This is a genomic window from Parasutterella muris (assembly GCF_009767915.1).
GTDB lineage: Bacteria > Pseudomonadota > Gammaproteobacteria > Burkholderiales > Burkholderiaceae_F > Parasutterella > Parasutterella muris.
The window spans coordinates 1-23,593 of sequence record NZ_WSRP01000015.1; the positions used below are offsets into that span (position 1 = coordinate 1).

The 23,593-nt window shown below is 46.2% G+C and carries 21 protein-coding genes; 14 read left to right on the forward strand and 7 right to left on the reverse strand.

Annotation, left to right across the window (positions count from 1 at the left end; all coding sequences use genetic code 11):
- Positions 1-1,134: 1,134 nt before the first annotated feature.
- On the reverse strand, positions 1,135-2,244 hold the full coding sequence (locus E5987_RS05800; protein WP_237178743.1) for a hypothetical protein: 1,110 nt from the start codon (positions 2,242-2,244) through the stop codon (positions 1,135-1,137).
- A 286-nt stretch (positions 2,245-2,530) separates the two neighbouring features.
- Between E5987_RS05800 and E5987_RS05805 the strand changes: the two genes are divergently transcribed.
- From E5987_RS05805 to E5987_RS05825, 5 genes are all read left to right on the forward strand, one after another.
- A complete protein-coding gene (locus E5987_RS05805; protein ID WP_237178744.1) occupies positions 2,531-4,219 on the forward strand; it encodes a zinc-binding metallopeptidase family protein in 1,689 nt (562 codons plus the stop codon).
- 9 nt (positions 4,220-4,228) lie between these two features.
- Complete coding sequence (locus tag E5987_RS05810; RefSeq protein WP_160335156.1) at positions 4,229-4,630, forward strand: peptidase dimerization domain-containing protein; 402 nt, start codon at positions 4,229-4,231, stop codon at positions 4,628-4,630.
- Positions 4,631-4,745: 115 nt separating this feature from the next.
- Positions 4,746-5,441: a 7-cyano-7-deazaguanine synthase QueC gene (gene queC, locus E5987_RS05815; RefSeq protein WP_251450384.1), complete on the forward strand. Its 696-nt coding sequence runs from the start codon at positions 4,746-4,748 to the stop codon at positions 5,439-5,441.
- Between the two features lie 210 nt (positions 5,442-5,651).
- On the forward strand, positions 5,652-6,314 hold the full coding sequence (locus tag E5987_RS05820) for a DMT family transporter (RefSeq protein ID WP_237178745.1): 663 nt from the start codon (positions 5,652-5,654) through the stop codon (positions 6,312-6,314).
- Positions 6,315-6,629: 315 nt separating this feature from the next.
- Positions 6,630-8,189, forward strand: a complete 1,560-nt coding sequence (locus E5987_RS05825; protein WP_160335157.1) for an FGGY-family carbohydrate kinase — start codon at positions 6,630-6,632, stop codon at positions 8,187-8,189.
- 60 nt (positions 8,190-8,249) lie between these two features.
- On the opposite strand, the gene E5987_RS05830 is transcribed toward E5987_RS05825, so the two are convergent.
- The 3 genes from E5987_RS05830 to E5987_RS05840 all read right to left on the reverse strand — a co-directional run bounded on the left by E5987_RS05830 (position 8,250) and on the right by E5987_RS05840 (position 10,819).
- Positions 8,250-8,666 (reverse strand): YolD-like family protein, encoded by a 417-nt coding sequence (locus E5987_RS05830; RefSeq protein ID WP_160335158.1) that lies wholly within the window; start codon positions 8,664-8,666, stop codon positions 8,250-8,252.
- Positions 8,663-10,171 carry a Y-family DNA polymerase gene (locus E5987_RS05835; RefSeq protein ID WP_160335159.1) on the reverse strand — a complete coding sequence of 503 codons (1,509 nt, stop codon included), beginning with the start codon at positions 10,169-10,171 and terminating at the stop codon, positions 8,663-8,665. The genes E5987_RS05830 and E5987_RS05835 overlap by 4 nt, the downstream gene beginning before the upstream one ends.
- 63 nt (positions 10,172-10,234) lie before the next feature.
- Positions 10,235-10,819: a LysE family transporter gene (locus E5987_RS05840; RefSeq protein ID WP_160335160.1), complete on the reverse strand. Its 585-nt coding sequence runs from the start codon at positions 10,817-10,819 to the stop codon at positions 10,235-10,237.
- Positions 10,820-10,943: 124 nt separating this feature from the next.
- Here E5987_RS05840 and E5987_RS05845 point away from each other — a divergent pair, with 124 nt between their 5' ends.
- Positions 10,944-11,183 carry a hypothetical protein gene (locus tag E5987_RS05845; protein WP_160335161.1) on the forward strand — a complete coding sequence of 80 codons (240 nt, stop codon included), beginning with the start codon at positions 10,944-10,946 and terminating at the stop codon, positions 11,181-11,183.
- Between the two features lie 33 nt (positions 11,184-11,216).
- On the opposite strand, the gene E5987_RS05850 is transcribed toward E5987_RS05845, so the two are convergent.
- Together E5987_RS05850 and E5987_RS05855 are read right to left on the reverse strand one after the other, a co-directional pair.
- On the reverse strand, positions 11,217-11,618 hold the full coding sequence (locus tag E5987_RS05850; protein ID WP_160335162.1) for a (deoxy)nucleoside triphosphate pyrophosphohydrolase: 402 nt from the start codon (positions 11,616-11,618) through the stop codon (positions 11,217-11,219).
- A 2-nt stretch (positions 11,619-11,620) separates the two neighbouring features.
- The gene (locus E5987_RS05855) at positions 11,621-14,653 is read right to left on the reverse strand and encodes a DUF3427 domain-containing protein (RefSeq protein WP_160335163.1); all 3,033 of its coding nucleotides are present in this window, start codon (positions 14,651-14,653) and stop codon (positions 11,621-11,623) included.
- Between the two features lie 611 nt (positions 14,654-15,264).
- On the opposite strand from E5987_RS05855, the gene E5987_RS05860 reads away from it, so the two are divergent.
- From E5987_RS05860 to E5987_RS05875, 4 genes are all read left to right on the forward strand, one after another.
- Positions 15,265-15,876, forward strand: a complete 612-nt coding sequence (locus tag E5987_RS05860) for an HNH endonuclease (RefSeq protein ID WP_160335164.1) — start codon at positions 15,265-15,267, stop codon at positions 15,874-15,876.
- A gap of 285 nt (positions 15,877-16,161) precedes the next feature.
- A complete protein-coding gene (locus E5987_RS05865; RefSeq protein WP_160335165.1) occupies positions 16,162-16,710 on the forward strand; it encodes an NAD(P)H-dependent oxidoreductase in 549 nt (182 codons plus the stop codon).
- A 98-nt stretch (positions 16,711-16,808) separates the two neighbouring features.
- Entirely contained in the window at positions 16,809-17,879 is a 1,071-nt protein-coding gene (locus E5987_RS05870; protein ID WP_160335166.1) for a C45 family autoproteolytic acyltransferase/hydrolase, read from the forward strand.
- 116 nt (positions 17,880-17,995) lie between these two features.
- A complete protein-coding gene (locus E5987_RS05875; protein WP_160335167.1) occupies positions 17,996-18,271 on the forward strand; it encodes a heavy-metal-associated domain-containing protein in 276 nt (91 codons plus the stop codon).
- A 156-nt stretch (positions 18,272-18,427) separates the two neighbouring features.
- Here the strand turns inward: E5987_RS05875 and E5987_RS05880 are convergent, their stop codons facing one another.
- The gene (locus tag E5987_RS05880) at positions 18,428-18,685 is read right to left on the reverse strand and encodes a hypothetical protein (protein WP_160335168.1); all 258 of its coding nucleotides are present in this window, start codon (positions 18,683-18,685) and stop codon (positions 18,428-18,430) included.
- Between the two features lie 259 nt (positions 18,686-18,944).
- Between E5987_RS05880 and E5987_RS05885 the strand changes: the two genes are divergently transcribed.
- The 4 genes from E5987_RS05885 to E5987_RS05900 all read left to right on the forward strand — a co-directional run bounded on the left by E5987_RS05885 (position 18,945) and on the right by E5987_RS05900 (position 23,512).
- Positions 18,945-19,490 (forward strand): Panacea domain-containing protein, encoded by a 546-nt coding sequence (locus E5987_RS05885; protein ID WP_160335169.1) that lies wholly within the window; start codon positions 18,945-18,947, stop codon positions 19,488-19,490.
- Positions 19,487-19,888, forward strand: coding sequence for a hypothetical protein (locus tag E5987_RS05890; RefSeq protein WP_160335170.1), 402 nt, complete (start codon positions 19,487-19,489; stop codon positions 19,886-19,888). Before E5987_RS05885 ends, E5987_RS05890 begins: the two co-directional genes overlap by 4 nt.
- A gap of 592 nt (positions 19,889-20,480) precedes the next feature.
- Entirely contained in the window at positions 20,481-21,455 is a 975-nt protein-coding gene (locus E5987_RS05895) for a hypothetical protein (protein ID WP_160335171.1), read from the forward strand.
- 773 nt (positions 21,456-22,228) lie between these two features.
- Positions 22,229-23,512, forward strand: a complete 1,284-nt coding sequence (locus tag E5987_RS05900; protein WP_160335172.1) for an L-cysteine desulfidase family protein — start codon at positions 22,229-22,231, stop codon at positions 23,510-23,512.
- The last annotated feature ends 81 nt before the right edge of the window (positions 23,513-23,593 follow it).

Genomic DNA, 23,593 nt, shown 5'->3' on the forward strand with positions numbered 1-23,593 from the left:
TACTACTTCGGTGAAATCGCAGGGAAAAGACGGATGTTATTTGAAGCCCTCGGGGTTCCGGTTCCTGATGCAGAGCCTGAAAAGGCGCAGGTCTACGAAGACGACGAAGAAGAGACAGACTTCTAAAGAAGATGCCTTCAGATTAAAAGCTGAGCCTCTGCTAGAGGCTCTAGATTCTGCAATATTTCAGGGCCAAAACGTTTCCGCATCAGAGATTTTTAAATAACGGCCGTATTCAAGATAAACGTCCATAGGAAAAAGTCAGGGGTCATCTTCTGGAAAGAAGAGGGCTTTCTTATGAGGAGAAAAACACGGGACTCGACCCGCACTGGCCGGTGCGGGAAGAGTCCCAGTAAATAAGGAGGATAGTCGTACGACGTTTGAAGAAAAACGACTACTCCCGCTCCTTATCGTGTTAGAGGAATTATCCGTCAATGGTGACATTGTTGTCAACATTGAAGGCTGATAATTGGAGCAGCGGCGCTATTTCGGATTATCAGACGATAACGCCGATCGGTGCCGGAATGAGTTATTTGTTCCGGCATTTTTTTATTTTATTTTTCAATCTCCGGACACAATCTCAGGCGATTTTTGGATCCATCATCAGTGGAATAACTTGGTGGGGAAATATTTGTGCAAATATCTCTAAAGTCAAGTACAATTCGCCGATTCTTTATTTGAATTGCTTCTTTTAGAGGCATAGGCCCTGCAGAAAATGAAAACTTCTAAATTTCCTGCGGGATGAAAAACACGAGACTCGACCCGCACTTGCCGGTGCGGGAAGAGCCCCAGTAAATAAGGAGGATAGTCGTATGACGTTTGAAAATACACGACTACTTCCGCTCCTTATCGTGTTAGAGGAATTATCCGTCAATGGTGACATCGCTGTCAACATTGAAGGCTCTATTTCTCTTGCGATAATTGGAGTAGCGGCGCTATTGCGGATTATCAGACGATAACGCCGATCGGTGCCGGAATGAGTTTTTTGTTCCGGCATTTTTTACTGCTTGAAATTAGAGAATACCTCCTTAACGTCATGCATACATCCTACTGCGAACGCCCGGTGCGCCTAAAGACTCGGTTAAGATATCGGAAGCGTAAAAAAATCAGGATCTCGATTTGAGCCCCTCAAGTTTATTTGCGGATTTGATTAGTGACCGCTTTGAACTGCTCTTTAAAGCCGGCATCATAAAGCTGGGACAGAGAAGGCGGTTCAAATTCAAAAATCTGTGCCATGTCCTTTTCCGCCTGCGAGATGCAGTCGGCTAACGAAGCGCCGATCTTCATGGTGAGGAAGGTGTTGAGCGCGATTTCGTAATTAACAGTCGCTTTTGTCTGCAGCTCAATCAGTTCCTTAGCGCGTTTATTCAGATGACGCGTATAGAACTTCACAACTTCAAGCACCTGACGGTTGATTTCTACGTTGTTCTTTAACGTTGTGCGGGCAGAATCCGCAAGATCGGGCAGGGCAAGCTTTTCCTCGGCCTTGTTGATCTGACGGAATGCCTGCTGCTCGATGCCGGCGATCTGCTTCAGGTAGACCTTGCCGATTCTGTCGAGTGCGCGATTGATGGCTTCCAGATAAAGTCTGGAACACATCATGTAGAAACCGGCGTAGGTTTTGGAGAGTTCCGGAGTTGCGCTGCTTTCAGAGAGCTGCGCTTCCAAACGGCTGAAGATTTGGCTGACCACGTCGGCAACCGACAGAACGGATGCAATATCTTCTCCGTCCACGCTTTCAAGCAGACTCTCAAGCTGACCGCTTTCCATCTTTACGCCCCGGGCGTGCAGAGAGCTAAGCGCTTTCTTGGAAAGTTCGGCAATACGGCTCTCGTCGGATGCGATCTTCGCCTTTCCCTGTGAGATTTTTTCTTTCAGCTTGTTCTGAGAAAAATTAAGCGGGTTCCAGCTTTTTTTAGGAGCGGCGATTAAATCCTTTTCCCACTCAATGACCTGTTTCTGTCGCTTGCTAATGTCTTTGCGAATTGAGGAAACCTGAGTAAGAAGCATCATTACTTCGTTGGAAAACATCTCGTGGAAGCATTCGGTGCAGATTCTCTTGATCGCAGGTTCCTGATAGACATAACGTCTGACGAAGCTTCCGCCCTGCGGATGAACTTCCTGAGCGATCAGATCGACGCCTCTCTCAAGCTTGGGCCTTAAATTAGACCAAGTCTTCTCGAACGTCTGGGAAGAGAAAACCGCTCTTTCCAAAGCAAAGTAGAGAGGATATGTAACTATCATTCGAACAGGTGCCAGCATCGTTATTCTTTCATCATTTGCTCGAGACTCAATCAGTCCCGATACCAACAATATGCCTATCTTAACTGATCGTCAGCTTAAAAAACTTCAGGCGAGTGGAATTTGCATTGATACCGGAGAAGTTTCATAAGACAAACTTTTGAGCTTACATAGCCTTTAAATAATAAGAGCATTAAAAGAAGTATGTGCATGCCAGGGGGTTTAGCTTTATTTACAAGCCAAGTAGAATGCCTGCATAACCGGTATTTACTAAGGAGGAACAATGCCGATGAAATATACATTATTGGCCTCGCTGCTGGCGGCCGCGTGTGCGGTTCAGGCCGCCGTGCCTGAGGTGAGCTCCCAGGCCGAGCAGTCAGCCGCTCAGATCAGCTCTGATCCGATTATGCAGAAAATATTAATAGAGGCGATGAGCCCCGAGGGTCAGAAGTGGCGCTTTAACACGCAGATGGAAATTACGCGAATTGCTTCTCCTTCACGCAGCGAAATGCGTCGCCAGAAAGAAATCATGCGCCGCTTTGTTGAGGAGTGGGGCTTTACGCCTGAGGAAGTTGTCACACGCCTTGACGGTGTATTGCCAGGCGCGGGACTTCAAAAGGTTGACGGGCTTCCTGTGTACAACGCCTGTGTCCGTATCCCGGGTACCTACGCCTTTCAAAAGGATGCGCAGTCCTATAAAGGACAATTTCCGAAAGTTCTTCTTGAAGGCCACATTGATACGGTAAATCCGCCGGTTCTTCCGCCGGAGTCCTCGCCTTATATGCCGGTAAAGCTTCAGCCTTCTGCTCAGCAGCTCGTTAAGACACCCAAAGAGCTTGAAGCGCTTGCGGATGAACTGCACTTTGATGAGAAGGGCAGAATCATTGAAGATGAAAACTACCGCAAAGCCTATAAGCGCTATCAGGATTACGAATCAGCTCAGAAAGAGGGCGCCTACAGAATTTATGTGCCGGGCTATAACGACGCGATGATCAACACCGCCGCTGTCATGCAGATGGCGTATCTCATGCACAAATACGGTGTTAAGCCGGTTTATGACGTTTGGGTCTGCGGGACCGTGGGTGAAGAAGGCAAAGGCAATCTTGCGGGCATGAAGCAGCTCTACGGCTATAACCAGGACACGGGCAAAGGCAATAATGCCCTTAACTTTGTAGCGAACGTGGGTGCGGACAGCACTTCTCCAAAATCGGGTACGGTCAATTATCTCGGTTCTTACCGTTTTGAAATCAAGTACACGGAACCGGCAGGCCTCAAAATTGACGCAAAAGGTCCTTCGGCAATGATGGCGATGTCACGTGCGATTGAGAGAATTTCGAATCTCAAAACACCGTGGGATGCCGATAAGAAAGCGGAAAGAACAACCTACACCGTGGGTGTCGGCAGCTGCGAACAGGCAAAACCCGGCGAGCGCAGTCAGTCCTGCACGCTGCTTGTGGATATGAGAAGCCCGACACCTGGACCGTTAAACGACATTCGCGCCAAGATCGAACCTGTCTTCCAAAAAGCGATGGACGAGGAAAACGCTAAATTCGGGTTGAAGAATACGGATCCGAAAGCGGTGAAGATGGAACTGGTCTGGTTCGGAGATCGTCCCGCGCATCAGAGAAAGAACTACAACGACGGTGTAATGCAGGCGTATTGGCAGTCAGCTAAAACGGTCGGCATTGATGAAAGAAAAAAACTCAACGAGAGAGCTTCTTCTTTGAATGACAACGTTCCGGCCGCGGTCGGCGTACCCACCGTTAATATCAACGTCGGCACGAACGCAGGCGGTGGCGGCGGGCATGCCTGGTACGAATGGGGAATCCCCGGAAACGGCGAAGATGAAGGCAAACGTGTTTACCGCATGATTCTGATGGGACTGATGAACGCGGGCTTTAATACTTCTGACGGTAAAGTGGTTCAGCCGCTTGTCGGACCGGTCGGAAACAGAACAACCGAAGACATTTATAAGTAGGAGACAGTTATGAAAAAATCTCTCATTCTTATCGCGCTCGGACTTTTTAGCGCGGGCGCTTCGGCTGCGACCTACGAAGTCTCGATCACAGGCCCCGGCGGACACTCCAACGGAAATTACGGCAACACAAATGCAGTCCATGCGGGCAGCAGAGCCGTTCTGCAGATAGAAAAACTGCTTCCGTGCGCGTCGATGAGCAGCTTTAAAGGCGGCGCGACCGTAAACGCGATCGCTGCCGACGCCGCTTTTTTAGTGAACACCGACGGCTGCGGCGCAAACGCGCTTGAGACACTGACTCAGGCGGTTAAAGCGGGCGTTGATCTCGAAAACAATTTCCGAGGTGTTAAACTGGGCGACATGGTCCGCGGATTCCCTGCCGACATCAAGTTCAGCATTAAAGAGCTGAAGTAAGACCTTTAAAAGTCTTGCTGACGAAAGGCGAAGGCCCTAAAAAAGTGGGCTTTCGCCTATTTAGTTTGTAATGAAGGTCTAAAATTTCCGCTGAGTTTCATAGGAGTATTTCATCGTGAAAGCAGTAGTTCTGAGCAGCGGCGGAGTGGACAGCACAACATGCGTCGCAATGGCGGTCAACGAACTCGGTTCCGCAAATGTCGTCACACTTTCCTTCAAGTACGGTCAAAGGCACGAGAAGGAGCTGGAAAGTGCGCAAAAGATTGCCGACTTCTACGGTTTGGCGCATTACGTATACGATTTAACGTCCATTTTTGCTTACAGCGACTGCTCGCTGCTTTCTTCGAGCAAAGAGAAGCCGGAGCATATGAGTTACGCCGATCAGATCGCGCGTGACGGAGAAGGCAAAGTCTCGACTTATGTACCGTTTAGAAACGGACTGATGCTGTCGGCGGCAGCCGCGCTGGCCCAGTCGCTCTATCCGGAAGAAGAATGCGGCATCTGGATCGGCGCGCATGCCGATGATGCGGCGGGCAACGCATATGCGGACTGCTCTGTCGCCTTTAACGAGTCCATGGGACGCGCGATCAGCATCGGCACCTATGAGCTGGTGAAGCTTCATGCGCCGCTTAATCGTCTGAACAAAGCTCAGGTGGTCGCTGAGGGCTTAAAACTCGGCGTTCCGTATGATCTTACCTGGTCCTGTTATGAAGGCGGGGAGAAGGCGTGCGGCAAATGCGCGACCTGTATTGATCGTCTTGCCGCGTTCCGTGCCAACGGATGTGAAGATCCGATTGACTATGAGGACTGATGAGTTCAGCAGCGCTTGCCTTGGTGGTCCTGGCCGCGGTGCTTCACGCGCTGGAACTTCGTTTCTAAAAAGAGCGCAGCCGGCTCTGAATTTGTTCTTCTGTACGAAATCTTTGCGCTTCTGATTTACTTTCCGCTTTTGTTTTTTGCGGACTTCAATAAGCTCACACGCCTGCCGATCGAAGGGTGACTGCTGATTGTATTAAGCGCTTTGCTGCATGTCATATACACGGTTGTGCTGCAGACCGGCTACCGAAAGGCGGATTACTTCGTGGTGTATCCGACCGCGAGAGGGACGGGACCCGCGCTGACGGCTTTAGTGGCGGTCTGTGTTTTTGGAGAGGAGCTTTCCGCGCTCGGCGTCATCGGGATTTGCGCAGTCCTTGCCGGTATTGTGTTTTTAGCGATGCCGAACAGGGACAAGACGATTAAAGGCGGTTTGGGAAGCGGTGTGTTCTGGGGGCTTTTAACCGGATTCTTCATCGCTTCTTATTCCAGTCTGGACGGGTTTGCGATTCAGCTTCTCGGAATGGCGCCCCTTATCCATTACGAGCCCGGAATGTTTGTCCGTCTGCTTTTTCTTGGGCCGCCGGTTTTACTGCGCCCGTTCGCTCGAGCGGCCTTTAAGGAAGATCTGCAGAAGCGCTGGAAATACGCGCTCTTTATTGGCGCGGCTCATCCTGCCGCATACCTGCTGGTACTCTTTGCGCTGCTGTATGCGCCGTTGGCTTATGTCGCACCGACTCGAGAGATTTCGATGCTGCTTGCGCTTTTCATTGGCGCGGCGGCCTTAAAAGAAAAAGTCACCTCGCATAAGATTTTCGGGGTGGTCTGTATGCTTGCGGGCGTCATTCTGCTCGCGCTCGCGAAGTGAGCGGCTCCGGGAGCGCCGATAGACGCTTAGAAGGACGATTATTTTTTTGTTGTCCTGTTCCCTGATTGTCTGCGAGATAACTGAGCCAATTTTTTGCAGGTCGAATGAGCGGCTGACAGACTTTGAATCGGCAAAGATCTGCGGTGTGAACTGATAGAAAAAAGTTAAGGAGCTCAGCGGATTTGAATGATTAAGGGCGAGTCAAACTCGGATAAACGCTCATACACTTGTAAATAAAGTGATTCGGTGTGTACCATAACGCAGGTAGATTGATGAAAATCCAATACCTCAAACGCATGGGAAAAGGAGCAGCGGATGCCAAAGCTTTATCTCGGATTTGACGCCGGTACACAGAGTGTCAAAGTCTCGGTGTATGACGAAAACCTCAATAATCTGACCTCCCAGAGTCTTCCTACGATTCTTCGCTATCCGAATCCCGGCTGGGTAGAAATGGATCTGGATGAATTTCTGGATATCACCATTCGATGCATCAAGCGCTGTATGGAAGACATTAAGGCGCTCGGCTACGATCCCAAAGACATTCGGGCCGTGATGGGCGACGGCATTATCTGCGGTATTGCGGGCGTTAATGAAGAGGGCGACGCGATTACGCCTTACGTGAACTATCTGGATACCAGAACCGAAGAGGACGTTCGCTATATCAATTCTCTGGACTTGGATATTTGGAATAAAGAAACCGGCAACCCTCAGGCCTCGACTATGTTCCCGGCAATGTTTGCGCGCTGGTTCCTGAAAAACAGCACCAAGTTCCAGCAACAGGGCGTTAAGTTCATGCACAACGCGCCGTATATCCTCGCGCATCTCGCGGGGCTTAAGGGCAAGGACGCGTTTATTGACTGGGGCGCCATGTCCGGCTGGGGTATGGGCTACAACGTTATGAAAAAAGAGTGGTCGGACGAGCAGCTTGAGATTCTCGGCATTGATAAGCGCTATATGCCGCGTATTGTGAAGCCCTGGGACATCATCGGGCATCTGTCGCCCGAGATGGCAGAAAGAACCGGTCTTGCCGCGGGTACACCGATTTGCGGCGGCGCGGGCGACACCATGCAGTCCATGATCGGCTCCGGCAACTACGAAGCAGGCAAGGGCGTGGACGTCGCAGGTACCTGCGCGATGTTCTGTGTCTCTACAAAAGGGATTATTCCGGAGCTCAGCCAAAAGGGTATGAATCTCATCTTTAATTCCGGATCTCTTCCCGATACCTATTTCTATTGGGGCATGATCCGCACCGGCGGTCTTGCGCTCAGATGGTTTAAGGATTCGGTCTGCCACAAGGCGAACGACGCGGTCTATTACACGGATTTGAGCGAGCGGGCAGCTAAAGTCCCCGCCGGTTCCAACGGTGTACTCTTTGTTCCATATCTGACGGGCGGACAGGATGAGAACGCGAAGAAGTGCGGATGTTTTCTCGGACTGACGCTTGAAGACGATCAGGCGGTGATGTGGCGCTCTGTTCTGGAGTCCATCGGATACGACTACATGGAGATCTGCGACTATTACAGAGCGGCCGGTGTCAATCTTGACCGTATTACCGTGACGGAAGGCGGAAGCCGCGACTCGCTGTGGAATCAGATTAAATCCGACATGCTGGACGCGGAAGTCGTGCGCTATAAGAACAAAGGCGGCGCGGTCGTGACGAACTGCCTCTTTGCCGCTTATGCCGCCGGAGACGTGAAGGAGATTATTCCGGAACTTGAGAAGATTCTGGTGGTTGATGAAGAATATGCGCCGCGCGAAGAAAAAACCAAGCTTTACAGAGAAGTTTACGGCGTTCAGAAAAAGCTCATTAAGGAAGAAATGAATGAAGCTTTTGCTGAGCTGTGGCGCGTTAAGAAGATTCTGAAACCGGAATAACCGCTTTTTTGAATTTCTGATTAGAATCCCGCCGAGATGAAAGTCTTTGGCGGGATTGTCTTATTCTTCTTCAGGACTTTTAAGGATTTCGATTGCGCGGATATGCTGCGCGTAAATCTTTAGTCCGCTCTGCAGTGTGACGACGCCTGTGTATTCATCAAACTTTTTGATTTGCCCGATGAGTTCTTCGGTGACGCCGCCTTCTTTCAGGGGGTCAGGCCTAAAGATAGTGAAGCGCACACGGCAGCTCGGATCGGAAAGCGCGTCGCTCAGGCGCTGATTCAGCTCTTCCAACGCCTGCTCATCGAGTTCGAGCGGTTTATCGACAAATCTGGACGCTTCGGTGATGCAGTCATCGTACCCGGTCAGAGCCGCAAACGGCGCGAACTGTGCCGCGCGTTTGGCGCGTTCCATCGGCCGATGACGTTTAGAGACAGGCCGATCAAGATGAATGATGTCGTCGTAGGGTCCGCTCACGCTTTATGTCCTCCGATTTGGTTGTTGCGCAGCTGTCCGGTCGCGCCTTCTTCGAGGTTCATGCCCTTAATCAGCGCGTTTTTACCGAACTTCTCCCGCACAGCGAGGATGGCTTTGCGGACTTTATCTTCTTTTTCTTCCTGAGCACTGGTCTTTTGCGGCGCCGGTCCTTCGCCGAAACTTCCGAAAAGATCGAGCTGAGCTTCCGAGTCCTGTGTTTTTTGTTCCGACTCTTCCGTGATGACAGCCGACATGTTGATTCTGCGCACCAGGAGGATCGGATTGACAATACGATTAAAGAGATCTTCGGCCGCTTTACGGATGAGAACCGAGGAAGAGGTCGCATGGTCCAAATTAATGGTTCCGTGCGCAGCCTTCGGGACACTCCTTCCATAGTTATCGGTTTTAATTTCTCCGTGATAGCGGGAGCGGATGCTCGGATTGGTCAGATTTTCGATATCGTAGCCGACGGTTAAGACGAGCTTTGCCGTTTTAAGGTTTTTGGCGAGAAGATCGAATCCGAGCGAATCAGCCATTTCCCTTGTGACAAGGAGCGCTTTTTCGTTCGTATAAGGGTCTTGGAGCACTTGCCCCGAGCCCACGCTTTTTCCCTCAGGCCGATACGCTTTGATTTCCGCGATCGTGCACGGTTCATAACCCCAGGCATGATCAATGAGAAGTTCGGCGTTAACGCCGAAGAGCCGGTAGAGGAGTTCTTCATTTGCGAGAGAGCAGCGCGCGATATCGCCCATCGTGAAGATGCCGTATTTTTCGAGCGATCGGGCGTAGCCCGCGCCGACGCGCCAAAAATCTCTCAGCGGCCGATGAGACCAGAGGTTTTGTCTGTAGCTCTCAACCGTGAGTTCCGCGATACGCACTCCGTCCTTATCCGCTTCGATATGCTTTGCCATGATATCCATCGCGATCTTAGCGAGATAGAGATTGGGGCCGATGCCGCCCGTCGCGGTGATCCCGGTACGGGCAAGCACACGCCGGATAAGTTTCATTGTGAGGTCGTGTGCGCTCAGGGCATAGGTTTCCAAGTACGGCGTAATGTCGATAAACACTTCGTCAATAGAGTACACATGGATATCTTCGGCCGCGATCAGTTCAAGGTAGGTCTCATAGATTTTTGTACTGGTTTTAATGTACTGCGCCATTTGCGGCGGTGCGATCACAAATGAGAGTTCCTTTGTCGGGTCGGAGGCGTACTCTTTAAAGCTTTCGGTTTTGCCGCTGAAAGGTTTGCCTTTAAGCGCGGCTCTGCGCTGAGCGTTAATGGCTTTGACTCTGGCTTCTACTTCAAAGAGGCGGGGCCTGCCGCTGACGCCTAATGATTTTAGGGCCGGTGAGACAGCCAGGCAGATAGTTTTAGAAGTGCGGGTCGGATCCGCGACAACCAGCATCGCATCCAGCGGATTTAAGTTTCTTTGGAAACACTCGACGGAGGCGTAAAAGGACTTCAAGTCAATGGCGGCATAGACCTTTTGGCTGTGTTCCTTCATTTTCTGCTCCGATAGTGGTTTGAATTGATTATATCTGCGGAGCAGAAAAAGGCGATTAGGGAATTAGATCCAAAGGCATACCGCGCAGAAGATTAAAGATACTGCGAGGACGGTGTTGATGAGTTTGGTGTATTTGGCGAAAAGGGAGGCCGCGATTGAGCCGAATCCCGACCACACCAAGTTGCAGCTTGTTCCGCAGATTGCGATGAATGTCGCGAAGAAAACCAAAGCTTCCCAGGACTGGTAATAGGGCAGAACAAACATCTGCAGCGACATAATGGCAGAGACAAAGACCTTCACGTTAACGAACTGCAGGAAGAGGCCGGAGAAGTAAGCCTGTCCTTTTTTGGGTTCTACGGCGTTGGTGTTATAGGTTGCCTGACAGATTTTCCAAGCGAGCCAAAGCAGGTACAGAGTACCGAGGATCAGCATCGGCATCATGATGCCCGGGATCAGCTCATTGAGTTTTGCGCAGAAAAAAGCGCACAGGTTGGTAATGATGCAGAAGCCTGTGAGTACGCCCGCATTAAAGAAAAGCGTCTTCTTAAAGCCAACTCTAAGTCCGAGCGACATCGACATGATGTTGTTCGGTCCGGGCGTGATAGAAGTCACGAACGTATAAAGAAGAAAAGAGGCCCAAGGGAACATGGCAATGAGGTTTTAAAAGTCTGTAGTTTAATTAGCGGGCTTTATGCCCATTTCTGTCGAAAATTATACGGGCTCCAATCTCAGATTTTTTATACTTCGAAGAATCAATTAAGGAGCTTTAACGATGAGCGACAGAATCAGTTATAAGGAAAAGGAAGAGCTTCCGGACTCTGTTTTCGGGCTTCCGGAAAGAAGAGAATATCCGATGCCGGATGCGGCGCATGTACGCGCCGCGGAAGCGTATTTCAGATATTGTCCCGAGGAGCTTAAGCCTAAGCTTGCCAAAGCGATTCTCAAGCGTGCCAAACAGTTTGGCGTCGACATTGAAAGTCCGACAGTTCTGAGTTACGCCTCTGAAGCCTGATGAAAGGGCCGCATAAGTGCGGCCCGAATCGTTTTAGTGATTTTTTCCTGCAAGGTACTCTTTGAGTTTTTCCGCGACTTCGACGTCAGCGGGGAGCCAATCCACGGTTTCCAGTTCACTAGGCAGCAGCCACTTAGCCGCTTCATGCTCGGTGAGGAGGATGTGTCCAGAGACGATAGACGAGATAAAGCAGTGCATGGTTAAGTGGAATTTCGGGTAATCGTAATCCACGGTGACCAGCAGTTTTTCGGGTTTGATTTCTACCTCGAGTTCTTCTTTGATTTCGCGGATGATTGCGTCTTCAGCGGTTTCGCCCGGTTCCATTTTGCCGCCGGGGAACTCCCAGCCGTCTTTGAATTCACCATAGCCACGTTGTGTGGCTAGAATCTTGCCATCGTGATGGATGATCGCGGCAACTACTTCAATTGTCTTCAAAACTATTCTCCAGTGATGTAGTCGTAGATATCACTTCTTACGGCTGTCTCTAACTTGTACCTGATTTTAAACGCATTGTCCTTTTTTTCTGGTTGAGATTTGCTTTGAAGTAGGATCTTCTCAGGTTGACCTTCAGCTTCAATTTCACCAAGGAAATAGAACAATTTTGCCTCTTGATCTTCTTTGTTCTTCCTAACGAACAAGAAAATCCGATTATCCTTGTTTTCTGGCTTTCTCTTGTAAATGCGATCCGCATCTGGGGAGTCTACCGATCGTTTTGTCTTGGAGATCGCTACCAGTAGCCGATCGGATTCGAAATGATCTTCGTAGGCGATTGCATCGTCATCTTTGCGATAGTTGACGAATACGGGGAAAGTTTTAGTGGCGGCATCGTACTTATAGCCACCGATGTTTTGACCATTTAGGTTCTTTGGCCAATTTAACAAGCGGCAAGTATCTGCATATGAATAGGTTTCATAGAGGACCAGACTTGTATCTTTGTAGCGATACTTAAATTTAGCCAAATAACGTTGCTTGGCAAAGTCGATTATCTGCTGGATTTGATCATTAAACTCTTTACTTTGCTCTAAGGCTCGCCTGAATTTCTCAGTTACAGAAAAATCATCAGAACCCGTTCGTTCAACGACAGCCCAATTAACAGTTTGGTTTCTTTCGGCTTCTGTAATCGCAAACTGACCAGAGAGCACAAGAAATACGTTGTTGATTAGATCGTCGGATGCGTCAATTTTCCAGAGATCTTTTAGCTTAGACGTTAATCCTGAGCGTAACTTCTCTCCTGGCTTGGCTTCAACTACAAGTTCAAGAAGAACAGCTTCGGCGATGCGTTTTGCGTCGGCTACACGGATGGACAAGAAATTTAAGAACTCGATTTGTTCCTGATCCAGCACAAAAGGAAGATTTTCTTTCGCTGCGTGGACAAGGAAGTTGTAATAAGACAGCAACTGCTTATTTTGAAAGATTTTTAATGGAGTGATTGCGTTATGCTCGGCAAATTCAACAAGACGAGGAATTCGACCGAGCTTATGGCGCAGAATGTTGTAGGATTCTTTTATCAATCCAATTGAATTTGTTTTGGCTCTATCAATTGAATTGAGAATTTGTTGTTTGACTTGCTCTTCGAATTCTACGGTTGAGGCACCAGGGATGATCTTTGTACCACTACCAATGTATTTGCGCATTGACTCTTTCTGATAAGAGTTATCACCAGAAAGTGCGATGGGAATGAGGTAGTTCTTTTCGTAGTTTGCGATGAAGTCGATAACGACAACATAATCTTTATCTTTCGCCTTTCTCAATCCACGACCTAATTGCTGGATGAAGATAATTGAACTTTCGGTCGGGCGTAACAGCAAAACTTGGTTGATTTCAGGAATGTCGATACCTTCGTTGAAAATATCGACAGTAATAATGTAATCCAGCGCTAACTGGTCATCTACATCACTTACCAGTCTCTGAATAGCAATATCGCGTTCTTGCTGCGAGTTTTTCCCCGAGAGTGCAAGGGTTCGTTTCCCTTGTTTATTCAGTCCAATTTCTAGGGCTTTTGCTTCATCGTTTCTGGAACAGAAAATTAGCCCTTTAACTCGTTTTCCGGAGAATCCGTAGTCGTGCGCAGCTCGTAGAACATGCTTAACTCGCTCCTTAAATTCGAGACAATTAAATTCGGAGAGCTCTGAGAAAGGTTTGTTATTAACTGTGAGATCCGATATTCCGTAGTAGTGAAAGGGACATAGGAGATCTTCGTTCAAGGCATCTTGCAGACGAATTTCATAGGCGATGTTGTGATCAAACAGACTGTAAATATCTTCACCATCAGTTCTATCAGGACTTGCAGTCATGCCTAACCAAAATTCGGGCTTAAAGTGCTCCATGATTTTTTTGTAGGACTTAGCGCCAGCTCTGTGAACCTCATCAATGATGATGACGTCAAAATAGTTAGCATCGATATTTTTATAAACAATATCCTGACTTATTGTTTGGATGGTAGCGAACGTGAAATCGTTGTCTAGCTTTTTCCCATTGCCGGTTAACAAGCCATATGTCTTATTGGCACCGTTTATTCTTTTGAAGCTCCGCAACGCTTGCTTTGCAATTTGTTCTCTATGCACGACAAACAATATTTTTTTGGGAGACTTACGGATAACGGAATCTTTTGGCCAATCTGAAGGTTTCAAGTTCATTAAATGGCGAATCGCAAATGCCGCTGCAAAGGTTTTACCCGTGCCTGTGGCAGAAATGAGCATGGCTCTGGTTTCGCCGTGGATGTAGTAGTTGGTTAGGTTCTTAATGAAAGGCTTCTGCATTGTATTTGGATAAAGCCGAGTCGTAGGCTCAGCATTTCCAGAATTTTTCAGCAATTCGCGAGCTGCGCGTTCGTCCTTTTTCTTTTTTTCGTATTCGACCGTGTAGTCGTCTAACACCTTTTCAAGGTCATGGCTTTGGGAACAGTTCCATAACTCATTAAATTCGTGCTCCAAGCTGCTGATAAACTCGCCGTCCTTTTTAGATACCAGTCGAACGTTCCATTCTTTTGTTGAAGATAAAGCGTCCTGGGTAAGGTTGGAGCTTCCAATAATGGCTGTGGTTTTATCTTTATGGTGGAAGATAAAGCCTTTTGTATGGAACTTTTGTTGCTCCTCGCATCGGAACATTTTTATTTTTATATTCTTGAATTCGGATAGCCTGCCTAGGGCGGATGGTTGTGTAAAGAGGTTATAGTCCGTTGTGAGAATTCTCCCAGGCACTCCCTTTTCTTCAAGAGTTCTCAGAGTTTTATAAAGAAGTTGCCTTCCGGCATCCGTGATGAACGCTACGCTGAAGTCAAAAGACTCGCAGCCCTCAAGTTCTTTAATGATTTCAGAAACTATTTTTTTTACAGAATGAGTCTGATCACCTTTTTGGTTAAACAGTAATTGAACGCGTAAAAGGGGATCGGAATCAATAAATCCCTTTGAGATAAAAGAGGTCTTAAGTGCCTCTACTAAATCATTGTCGGATAGTTTGATTTTTGGCATACGAAGGTCTTTCAGCTTTTTTCATATCTTAACCGGAAAGAGGTGGTAAAACCCCGATGACAAGGTTATTGGTGGCTTTTTAATTGGATAAAATGAAGTCGCCTTAATAGTCTAAAAAAGCTATGAGACTAGAATTGTATGATCCGCTGGGTGGGATATTTTGCATATAAGATCCTTGAGGAGAGCCTTTTAACAGAGGTGTTTTGCATTGAAATAAAAGAGATACTCTCAAATTCCTGTTGAATGGTTCGACGTGAGAAGTGTATCTAAAGATGCAAATCTTAAAATGTAACGGAACGATTTATATTGGTCCCTTAAATTGGAGAAAGAATATGAAGAGGTTTACTGGTAGAAGAACTCTCACTATTTTGGAAGGGGAGCAAATTGTTGAATTCCTCTATAAGAGGGATACTCTTTAGAGAACTTAACAAATTATCAGAGTTTAGAGGGAAAGGTCTCCCATCGTTGTCGATTGAAAACAATGGGAAAAAAGCAGCCCCGTATGTAGGAAAGTGGCAAAAAAATCGTAACGCTAAGATTGTGTTTGAATTTTTAACTAATTCAGTCTATTTTCAACCAATTTTTTTGATATAAGAAATGAGTTAAATACCTTGCAGTTCGTAGATGAGCTGCGCTTGAACTCTAACCTTGTGGATTTTCCTGTCAAACCTGGGCACTCATCAAATTGTGGTGCAAAAGCTAAATTTTCAGATGTCGAAGCTTTTACACGAGGACTGGATAAATCACTTGAATTATTTTGTCATCAAGCTGAAAAATCCAGTCAAGAGAAAAATACAAGAAATGTAGTTAATGGGAACGTTACTTCTGGAAGCAAAGGAATCGAAGAAAAAGAAGATTTAAACTTAAACCCCAGCGACGACTATGTGACAGCAGTAGTAGAAGGAGGAAAAAAGAAGCTATTCACTTATAGTTATGAAAGGAATAACCAGCTTCGAAAGCAAGCGCTGAGAAAGTATGGCTATAAGTGTGCAGCCTGCGGTTTTAGTTTTGAATCGTTTTACGGACCAGAGCTCGGCGAAAACTTCATTGAGGTTCATCACATTGTTCCGGTGTCAGAAGGTGAACGTGAAAATGACTACACAAATCTGAGACCTATGTGTTCGAACTGCCACCGAATGATTCATCGCCTTTATCGTGAACTTGAGCCTAAGGACTATAAGCGCGCAATTGAAATCCTGACTTCAAAAATTAAGAAACCTTAATAGTCTCAATTAAATAGAGTACATCGGCAGATATATTCAATTTGTCGACAGAAGATGTGCGTCAGAGGCCGTAGTGCCTTTCCGACGCACTCGCTTATCAGAGTAGATTCAGCACAGCCGGTCGGTTTGCCGCATATCGCACATCGGGTCTTTGAACACATTAAAGCCCGCTTTAACCGATCAAAAAATACAAGAAGAAACTGCGTGACCAAAACGGTAAATTCCAAATCTGAGAGCCTCGGATTCCTGTAAAAATAAAACAGCAATATTGGAGGTAGGAAGAACATGAGTAATGCCTTAATTGTTATTGGTCATCCGTATTGGAAGGATTCTGTTGCCAACCGTGCCATTCTTGAAGAACTTCAAAAGCTTCGTCCGCAAATTAAACTCTCGAACCTGATTGAACTTTATCCGGATTTCGATATCGATATAGAGGCGGAACAACGCAAGCTCATTGAGGCGGATACGGTGGTCTGGCAGTTCCCGCTCATGTGGTACAGCTGTCCGTCCATTATGCGCAGATACCTCGAAGGCGTGCTTAGTTACGGCTTTGCTTATGGTTCCTCCGGTTCAAAGCTTGAGAATAAACGTCTTATCGCATCGATCACGACCGGAGTAAAACAATCGGTGTACGAGGGCGGAATACTTGGATTCAGCGCAGAGGATTTATTTAAGCCGCTGGCGCAGGTCGTAAAAATGTGCTCTATGCTCTGGGAACCGCCTCAGGTCACTTTTGGTTTAAATTCAGCCGGAGCCAAAGGCGACGAAATCAAGCTCGAAGAGATTCGAATCAGGTGTCGGGAACACGCTCGCCTGCTGAGTGAGCGTCTCTGACAGGGTCTCCCGGTGCTCACACTGCGCAAGTGGGATATTTACTTGCGGGGTGTTTGAGCCTAGCATGGTTAAGTATAAAAACACCCGATGGAAGCGCTATGAAGCCTCAGCATATATACATCGAACTCTCCGGAACATCCCGGGAAATCGGACTGAAATACGGTCGTGAAGCCAAGGAAATGATTCACCGTAATTTGGCTTTCTACAGAACATTTTTTAAAGAATATGCTCGAATGGAATGGATTGAAGCGAAGCAGCTTGCTCAGAGTTTCATCTTTCTGATCCAGAACAGCGCACCTGATTTGCTTGATGAAATGCATGCCGTGGCAGAGGGCGCCGGCGTATCTTTTGAAGACATTCTCACGCTTAACTGCCGAAGCGAGGTGATTTTTGCAAGACCGGACGGCTGCAGTTTCGTCGGCTTCCTTAGCGAACACGGAAAAGACGGCCATGTATACATGGGTCAGACATGGGACTGGCTGATTCCTGCCGTTGAAAATGTTTGCGTTTTAAAAATCCAAAAAGAGGGCAAACCTGATCAGTTGATTGCGGTTGAAGCGGGCATGATTGGCGGTAAAGGCCTTAACTCTCATGGAATCGGTGTTTGTTTAAACGCCCTGAGTGTGGGCAAAGGCAAAATCGGTATGCCGCTTCCTGTTCTGTATCGAATGATTCTCAATACGAATAAAGCGAGCGACGCTATCGAAGCCGTTGCACAGTGCGATAGGGCAGGCGCCGGTAATTTTGATATCGGTACGGCCTCGGACTATCTATTTGCGCTGGAATACACACCGGATAATTTCGATGTGATCATGAGCGAGGGAGAGCCGCTCTGCCATACGAATCACTATCTTTCTCCGCTCTTTGCGGCGCAGGATACATTCAAGCGTGACTTGACCGATACCTTCATGCGCTACAACACGCTGAGAAGAGAAGTAAAAAAAGTGAACTATCCGGTGGACGAGAAGACCTTATTTGGAATTCTTTCGTCTCACCAGAATTTCCCGGATTCAGTTTGCTCTCATGAAGATCCGAGAGATCCGAAGTACAAACGCTTCTGCACAATTTACGGCATCGTCATGGACTTAACCGCCCGCAGAATTTGGATTACGGACGGCCGTCCCTGTGAAGGCAAAATCGCTACATACGCACTGACAAAAGAAGTCTGATCCTTTGTTGTCAGAAGTAAAAAGCCGGGCTCGTCCCGGTTTTTTATTAGGGCAGAGGTTGACAACTAATTGATTATGATTATCATTTGATAAATATTCAGTCAAATGAGGCGGTTATGTATAGAACAACGGTAATCATCGACGGCATGCATTGCCCTATGTGTGAGTCACAAGTTAAGGGCCTGATTAGAAAGCTCTATCCCAATGCCTCTCTTTCTGCCGCTCATAAAAAAGGACTGCTTAGTATCGAATATCCGTTTATTCCGAGTCAGGCGGAAATTAAGAAAGCTTTGGAATCAGGAGGTTACCAAGTAAAGAGCTTCAGTACGGAGAAATTTGAGAAAAAGCCGAGTTTGTTCGCAAGACTGTTCCATTCATTTAAAACGGCCTGATCTTTAATTTTCAGTCCTCTTTCGGGAGGATTTTTGATGTTTGACTATAACAAGGGGGTGTTCTTTTTCTTTATTGAGTGTCCTTATTAGAAACCTATGTAATTATCTAAATGAGTTGTTAGTCCACTCAATAGGGTGGTGGTATTTACTCTCGACTCATTTAGAGCAGGGATGATGTTTCAGCTTTAAACCCCATACAGAAGTCAGCTCAGCGACACAAACACCGCGAAGGATCAAGTAAAAAACGGACCCAACAAAAAGACTTGAGATCACTTCAAAAATGAATTCCCCGATGTTGAATGGCTTTCCTTCAATGAGCTTCTGAGCATGCCGAAGAACACCGCCGATCCCAAAGAGAACAAGGGATAGCACAGTGTGAAATACACTTAGGTTGTGAGGATCTTTTTCAGGCATTTTTTACCCATTAGTGCGTTTAATTGATAATTTTACGACATGTAATTACTTAAATATATTGATAAGTAAACGCCTGCATACATCTAAGGGAAAACAATGAGATTAACTATTTTGATAAAATGCTTGCCGCTTACAGGAGAAGGTTACGAGCAAAGAGATTTTAGGTTTTGCTGGCGCAGTTTCTATGAAAGCAGAAAACTACCCTTTAAACACCTCAGTGTTATACTGAGGATGAATAATATTGTGAAGGCGTTGAACAATGTATGATAAGGAGCTCACCACTCAAATAATCGGCTACTTCCTCTGGAAGGCCGGTGGAGCAATGCCTTATTTGAAGATCCTAAAATTGGTGTACCTTGCAGATAGAAAAGCACTTCTGGATATTGGAGAAACGCTTACAGGCGATGCTTACTCTGCAATGAAATTAGGACCGGCTCCTTACTATACCTATAACAGCCTAAAGCAGGATAAATTTGACAGCCAGTGGCTCGAACATAAAAAATTCGATGTTCGTTTAAAAAAGGAAGTAAACTCCAACGACCCTTTGGATACATTTGAACTTTTGAGCCCGATAATGCAAAGCATTCTTGACAGCATTTGGGATCAGTATGGAAATAAAAGGAAATACGATCTTGCCAAGCTTACGCACACCATCTGCCCCGAATGGGAAGCTTGTAAGGATGACTCTATTGAATTAGCTGATATTTTGAAAGCAGAGGGATATACATCAGCTCAAATTCATGCAACCTTGGAACGAGTCGCTGAACTTAATCGGCTCAAAGAATTCTCGAAGGAAATGCAATGACACTGTCCCTCTTGCGGGGAGGAACAGTTCTTGCGTCCACTGGTTCTATCAATCATCTTCACATAATCTGCTCTGCTCCTCGCTTTTATCCCCAGATCGGCGGACTAGGGGTTCTGGTTGTAAACATAAGTTCTGTCAAACCCGGCACCACCTACGACTCTACTGTCATTCTTCACCAAGGAGAGCACCCCTTCATAACTCATGATAGTTATGTTTTATATGCACAAGCTGTAGTTTGGAAACTTGAATCTATTGAGAGAAGAATTGAGTCTGGAGAAATACTCCCGCAAGACCCTTTGGCCGAGCCATATATTTCCAATGTAATCGGCGGCTTTTTCAAATCTCCTTATGTCCCTCGTAAGATTCTAAAATTTTGTGAGAAGTCAAATCTCTCCTAAGCGCTGCGTTTTCTATATACCTTCCCAGGAAAGCCCGTAAAACGTCCTGCCGTTTCCTGTTATATCAGCCGGATGCTATAAATTTGGTAGATGAAATTAGTTATCTACACCACGTTTATCCCCATTGATTTTGCTAGGGCCAAAAACAGTAGACTATTCTTATAAGCAATTTTTACAAGAAGATAAAGATGAACGCCGCCCCCATTACTTTTGAGGACCTTTCTCATTTACCAAGAGAAGTTATTCTCAGACGAGCTGAGCGATACTATAAAGTCGCAATAAAAACAAGAATAAACTGTCAAGAATCTTCTCGACATTCTGTCAGAGCCAGCCCTCTTCCAAATCAGGGATTTCCGCCCGTCCTCAATGTTTGCTGTGGTACTACCCTTAGGGAGTCAAACCCTCCGGGGTCTGTTTTTATAGTATGGGCAAAACTTTGCTTTGATGAAAGAAACGACGCATATTATTTATTTACAGACTATCGATGGAAAGTAGAGCGTACAGATGAGGAAACCGCAAAGGAGCTTATAAATCAAAAGAAAATTGGGATTACTAACTACTACCCAAAGTCAGCAATTCCTAAGGCCTCCAAATGAAAACTCAGGGATTTTTTAAAAACCAAAGAAAAAGCTATTCGCAACCATTCAACTACTACGAAAGAAACATGACTAATAAAATTCCTGGAGCCGCTCAAACTATTTCCCCCGGAAGCCAAAGAGGATTTAGGGCTGACTCAAGTCTTACTGATCCACTAGACGAGTGGATGGCGAAAAATATTAAAAGCAAAAAGACAGCAACCCAAAACTCAAAATCTGAGGAGGCGCCTCAAACTCAGCCTGACAAATCTGTATGCCATATGAGTTTGCCTACAGAACTAGACTCCATAAATGCTAGATTAAAAAAACTTGAAGACCTCCCTCCAGGCCAAATAATAAACAAAACAGTCTATAAGGCTGACTATGATAAGGGAACTCTTAGTGCGATCGAAGCATTTAATAACTACCAAAATGTGGTTAATAAATATCATTATGAATCAGAAAAATACTTTCGTGAAACAAAAAGAATCCAAAAACTCCTGAGCACACTTACCAAAAGGGTACGGGAACTGGAAAGACGGCCCGTCGTAGAGCGATCTGTTATAGACGCCCTAATGTATAGGGTACAACAACTGGAACAGCAGATACTCCAGGGGAAGGTATATTCTGAACACTCAACAGCCTCAGACAAAAAGTATCTAGATGATGCAATTAACCAATTTAATTCCAAAATTGCAGCATTAGATGCAGAGCAATTAAAACTAGAGAAAAATGTTAAATCTGTTCAGGACAGCCTCGAACCTTTTGTGACTCAAGTTGCGAACATCATAGAAGAAAAGATAAATGAAAAAGCTTCCATAGGAGATTTAGACGTTGTGTTATCTTCTATTTCAAACATAGAATCATCCGTCCAGACACTAACTGATAAGCTCAATACTTCTTTGGAAAACCTTCCAAAAGAAGTACAAAACAATATAAAAACAGAACTTAAAGAGAATATATCCTCTCTCGTTTCCAAACTCCTCGGATAGTTTTCAGCCCGCTTCTTACAGCGGGCTTTTTGTTGGGTTAAAGAAGAGGCGTAAGTTCAGTATAAGTCTGACCTCCAAACGAGCCATAACCTTCAAAACTAACCCAGAACACTGTCTTCTCTTTCGTTATAACTAAGGTTTTACATGTCTTAATCCCTTCAAAACAGGGAAGATATTCTGACTATCTTATGTGATTTTATAACATAAATTCAAAAAGTTAAAAATGAATAAATTTAAAAAAAATAATACACGATTTTGCTGATTTAACCCACCTTTTAGGAAGGAAAATAAGTTTTCCATCTCCTAATCTCCGTTTAGAAAGTTTTATCCGAAAAATTGTTAAAGAACAGTAAGAGGTAACAATGGATAAGTCTATCTCGCAGTGTGCAGTCCCTCGGATATTGAGAAGTTTAGCGAAAAGTTTGTAAGTTAGTTGAAGGTAATGTTGCTAGTGACGAGAACATTTAAATTGAAAACCTTTTCTTGAAATATCTTGTCTGGCTTGTTGGTTTCGAAGTACTGAAGGTCTGTAGAACAGAAAATCTCTGAATTAAGTTTGCAGCTCTCATGCAGCTGTTGCGAATTACGTCCCGCAGCAGTGCAGGTCGAGACCAAAATGATTACGCTTCAAGCAGGTTTCTTTACAACGAATATTTCTATCTCGAATAATGTCGGATCAAGACTATCGGAATTCAGCGATTTCGGTTAAAGTGGTGACCTATCCGTTTAACTCAGGAAAGTCCGATTGACCAAAAGTTAAGAGGCCTAACAATATGCTGAATCCGTCTGTACGTCGTCAAATCATTAAGCTGATTAAAAGAGAAGTTGTTCCCGCACTTGGCTGCACTGAACCGATTGCTGTTGCGCTGGCAGTAACAAAAGCACGGGAAATTCTGGGAGCGCTTCCCGATAAGATTGAACTCGGATTAAGCGGCAATATTATTAAGAATGCCATGGGCGTCGGTATCCCGGGGACCGGGATGATCGGTTTGCCGATTGCGGTAGCGCTTGGCGCTTTAATCGGTCGCTCAGAGCTGGAACTTGAAGTGCTGAGAGATGTCTCTGAAGAGTCGGTCGCTGCCGGTAAAGCTTATATTGACGAGGACAGGATTGAAATCCTTCTTGATGAAAATGCGCCTTCCAATCTTTACGTAGACGCCAAAGTCTTTAAAGACGGCCATACCGCAAGAGCCATTATCTCCAGAGAGCACACAAAATTTATTTATCTTGAAAAGGACGATGAAGTTCTTTATCAGGAAGCTGAACAGCAGGGCGATGAGGAAGAGGGCGATGATGATATCAAGCTCGATATGAAAACCGTCTATGAATTCGCTATTGAGAGCCCTCTGGATGAAATCGCTTTTATTCTGCAAGCAAGAGATCTTAATAAGCGCGCTGCGGAACTGGCGCTTTCAGGAGACTATGGTCATTCATTAGGTGCCATGATTAAAAATCGCGGAGCCCGATATTTCGGCGATACAACGGTTGCCCATATGATTGCTTACACTTCTGCGGCATGCGACGCACGTATGGGCGGTGCGACGATCGCGGTTATGTCAAATTCCGGAAGCGGAAATCAAGGGATTACCGCGACGCTTCCTGTGGTCTCCTATGCGGAAGACTGTGACGCTTCAGAAGAACAATTGATCCGAGCGCTTACGCTGAGTCACCTCACCAGTATTTACATCAAGCAGAATCTCGGAAGGCTTTCCGCTTTATGCGGATGCGTCGTGGCATCCACCGGCGCTTCTTCCGGCATTACTTGGCTGATGGGCGGCAAGTTCCCGGAGGTCTGCGCAGCAATTAAAAACATGATCGCTAACTTGGCAGGAATGCTTTGCGACGGAGCAAAGCCCGCATGTTCACTTAAAATTTCTTCCGGCGTATCAACGGCAATGATGTCTGCGCTGCTCGCCATGAATGAACACTGCGTTTCCGAGATGGAAGGCATCGTGAGTGACGACATTGATCAGACCATTAGGAATCTGACATCCATTGGCAAAGAATCCATGATGGAAACAGATAAGCAGGTTCTGCAGATCATGATCTGTAAATAGCTGACTTATTTTCCACTATTAATAGAGCGAATAGACTGGAATCCGCCGTTGCGTTTCCGGTCTTTCTGATTATTTCCATCC

Bases quoted from the DNA above. Each gene is read 5' to 3' on its own strand.
- E5987_RS05800 (WP_237178743.1), bottom strand. From the start codon at position 2,244: ATGATAGTTACATATCCTCTCTACTTTGCTTTGGAAAGAGCGGTTTTC.
- E5987_RS05805 (WP_237178744.1), top strand. From the start codon at position 2,531: ATGAAATATACATTATTGGCCTCGCTGCTGGCGGCCGCGTGTGCGGTT.
- E5987_RS05810 (WP_160335156.1), top strand. From the start codon at position 4,229: ATGAAAAAATCTCTCATTCTTATCGCGCTCGGACTTTTTAGCGCGGGC.
- E5987_RS05825 (WP_160335157.1), top strand. From the start codon at position 6,630: ATGCCAAAGCTTTATCTCGGATTTGACGCCGGTACACAGAGTGTCAAA.
- E5987_RS05835 (WP_160335159.1), bottom strand. From the start codon at position 10,171: ATGAAGGAACACAGCCAAAAGGTCTATGCCGCCATTGACTTGAAGTCC.
- E5987_RS05840 (WP_160335160.1), bottom strand. From the start codon at position 10,819: ATGTTCCCTTGGGCCTCTTTTCTTCTTTATACGTTCGTGACTTCTATC.
- E5987_RS05845 (WP_160335161.1), top strand. From the start codon at position 10,944: ATGAGCGACAGAATCAGTTATAAGGAAAAGGAAGAGCTTCCGGACTCT.
- E5987_RS05855 (WP_160335163.1), bottom strand. From the start codon at position 14,653: ATGCCAAAAATCAAACTATCCGACAATGATTTAGTAGAGGCACTTAAG.
- E5987_RS05865 (WP_160335165.1), top strand. From the start codon at position 16,162: ATGAGTAATGCCTTAATTGTTATTGGTCATCCGTATTGGAAGGATTCT.
- E5987_RS05870 (WP_160335166.1), top strand. From the start codon at position 16,809: ATGAAGCCTCAGCATATATACATCGAACTCTCCGGAACATCCCGGGAA.
- E5987_RS05875 (WP_160335167.1), top strand. From the start codon at position 17,996: ATGTATAGAACAACGGTAATCATCGACGGCATGCATTGCCCTATGTGT.
- E5987_RS05880 (WP_160335168.1), bottom strand. From the start codon at position 18,685: ATGCCTGAAAAAGATCCTCACAACCTAAGTGTATTTCACACTGTGCTA.
- E5987_RS05885 (WP_160335169.1), top strand. From the start codon at position 18,945: ATGTATGATAAGGAGCTCACCACTCAAATAATCGGCTACTTCCTCTGG.
- E5987_RS05890 (WP_160335170.1), top strand. From the start codon at position 19,487: ATGACACTGTCCCTCTTGCGGGGAGGAACAGTTCTTGCGTCCACTGGT.
- E5987_RS05895 (WP_160335171.1), top strand. From the start codon at position 20,481: ATGAAAACTCAGGGATTTTTTAAAAACCAAAGAAAAAGCTATTCGCAA.
- E5987_RS05900 (WP_160335172.1), top strand. From the start codon at position 22,229: ATGCTGAATCCGTCTGTACGTCGTCAAATCATTAAGCTGATTAAAAGA.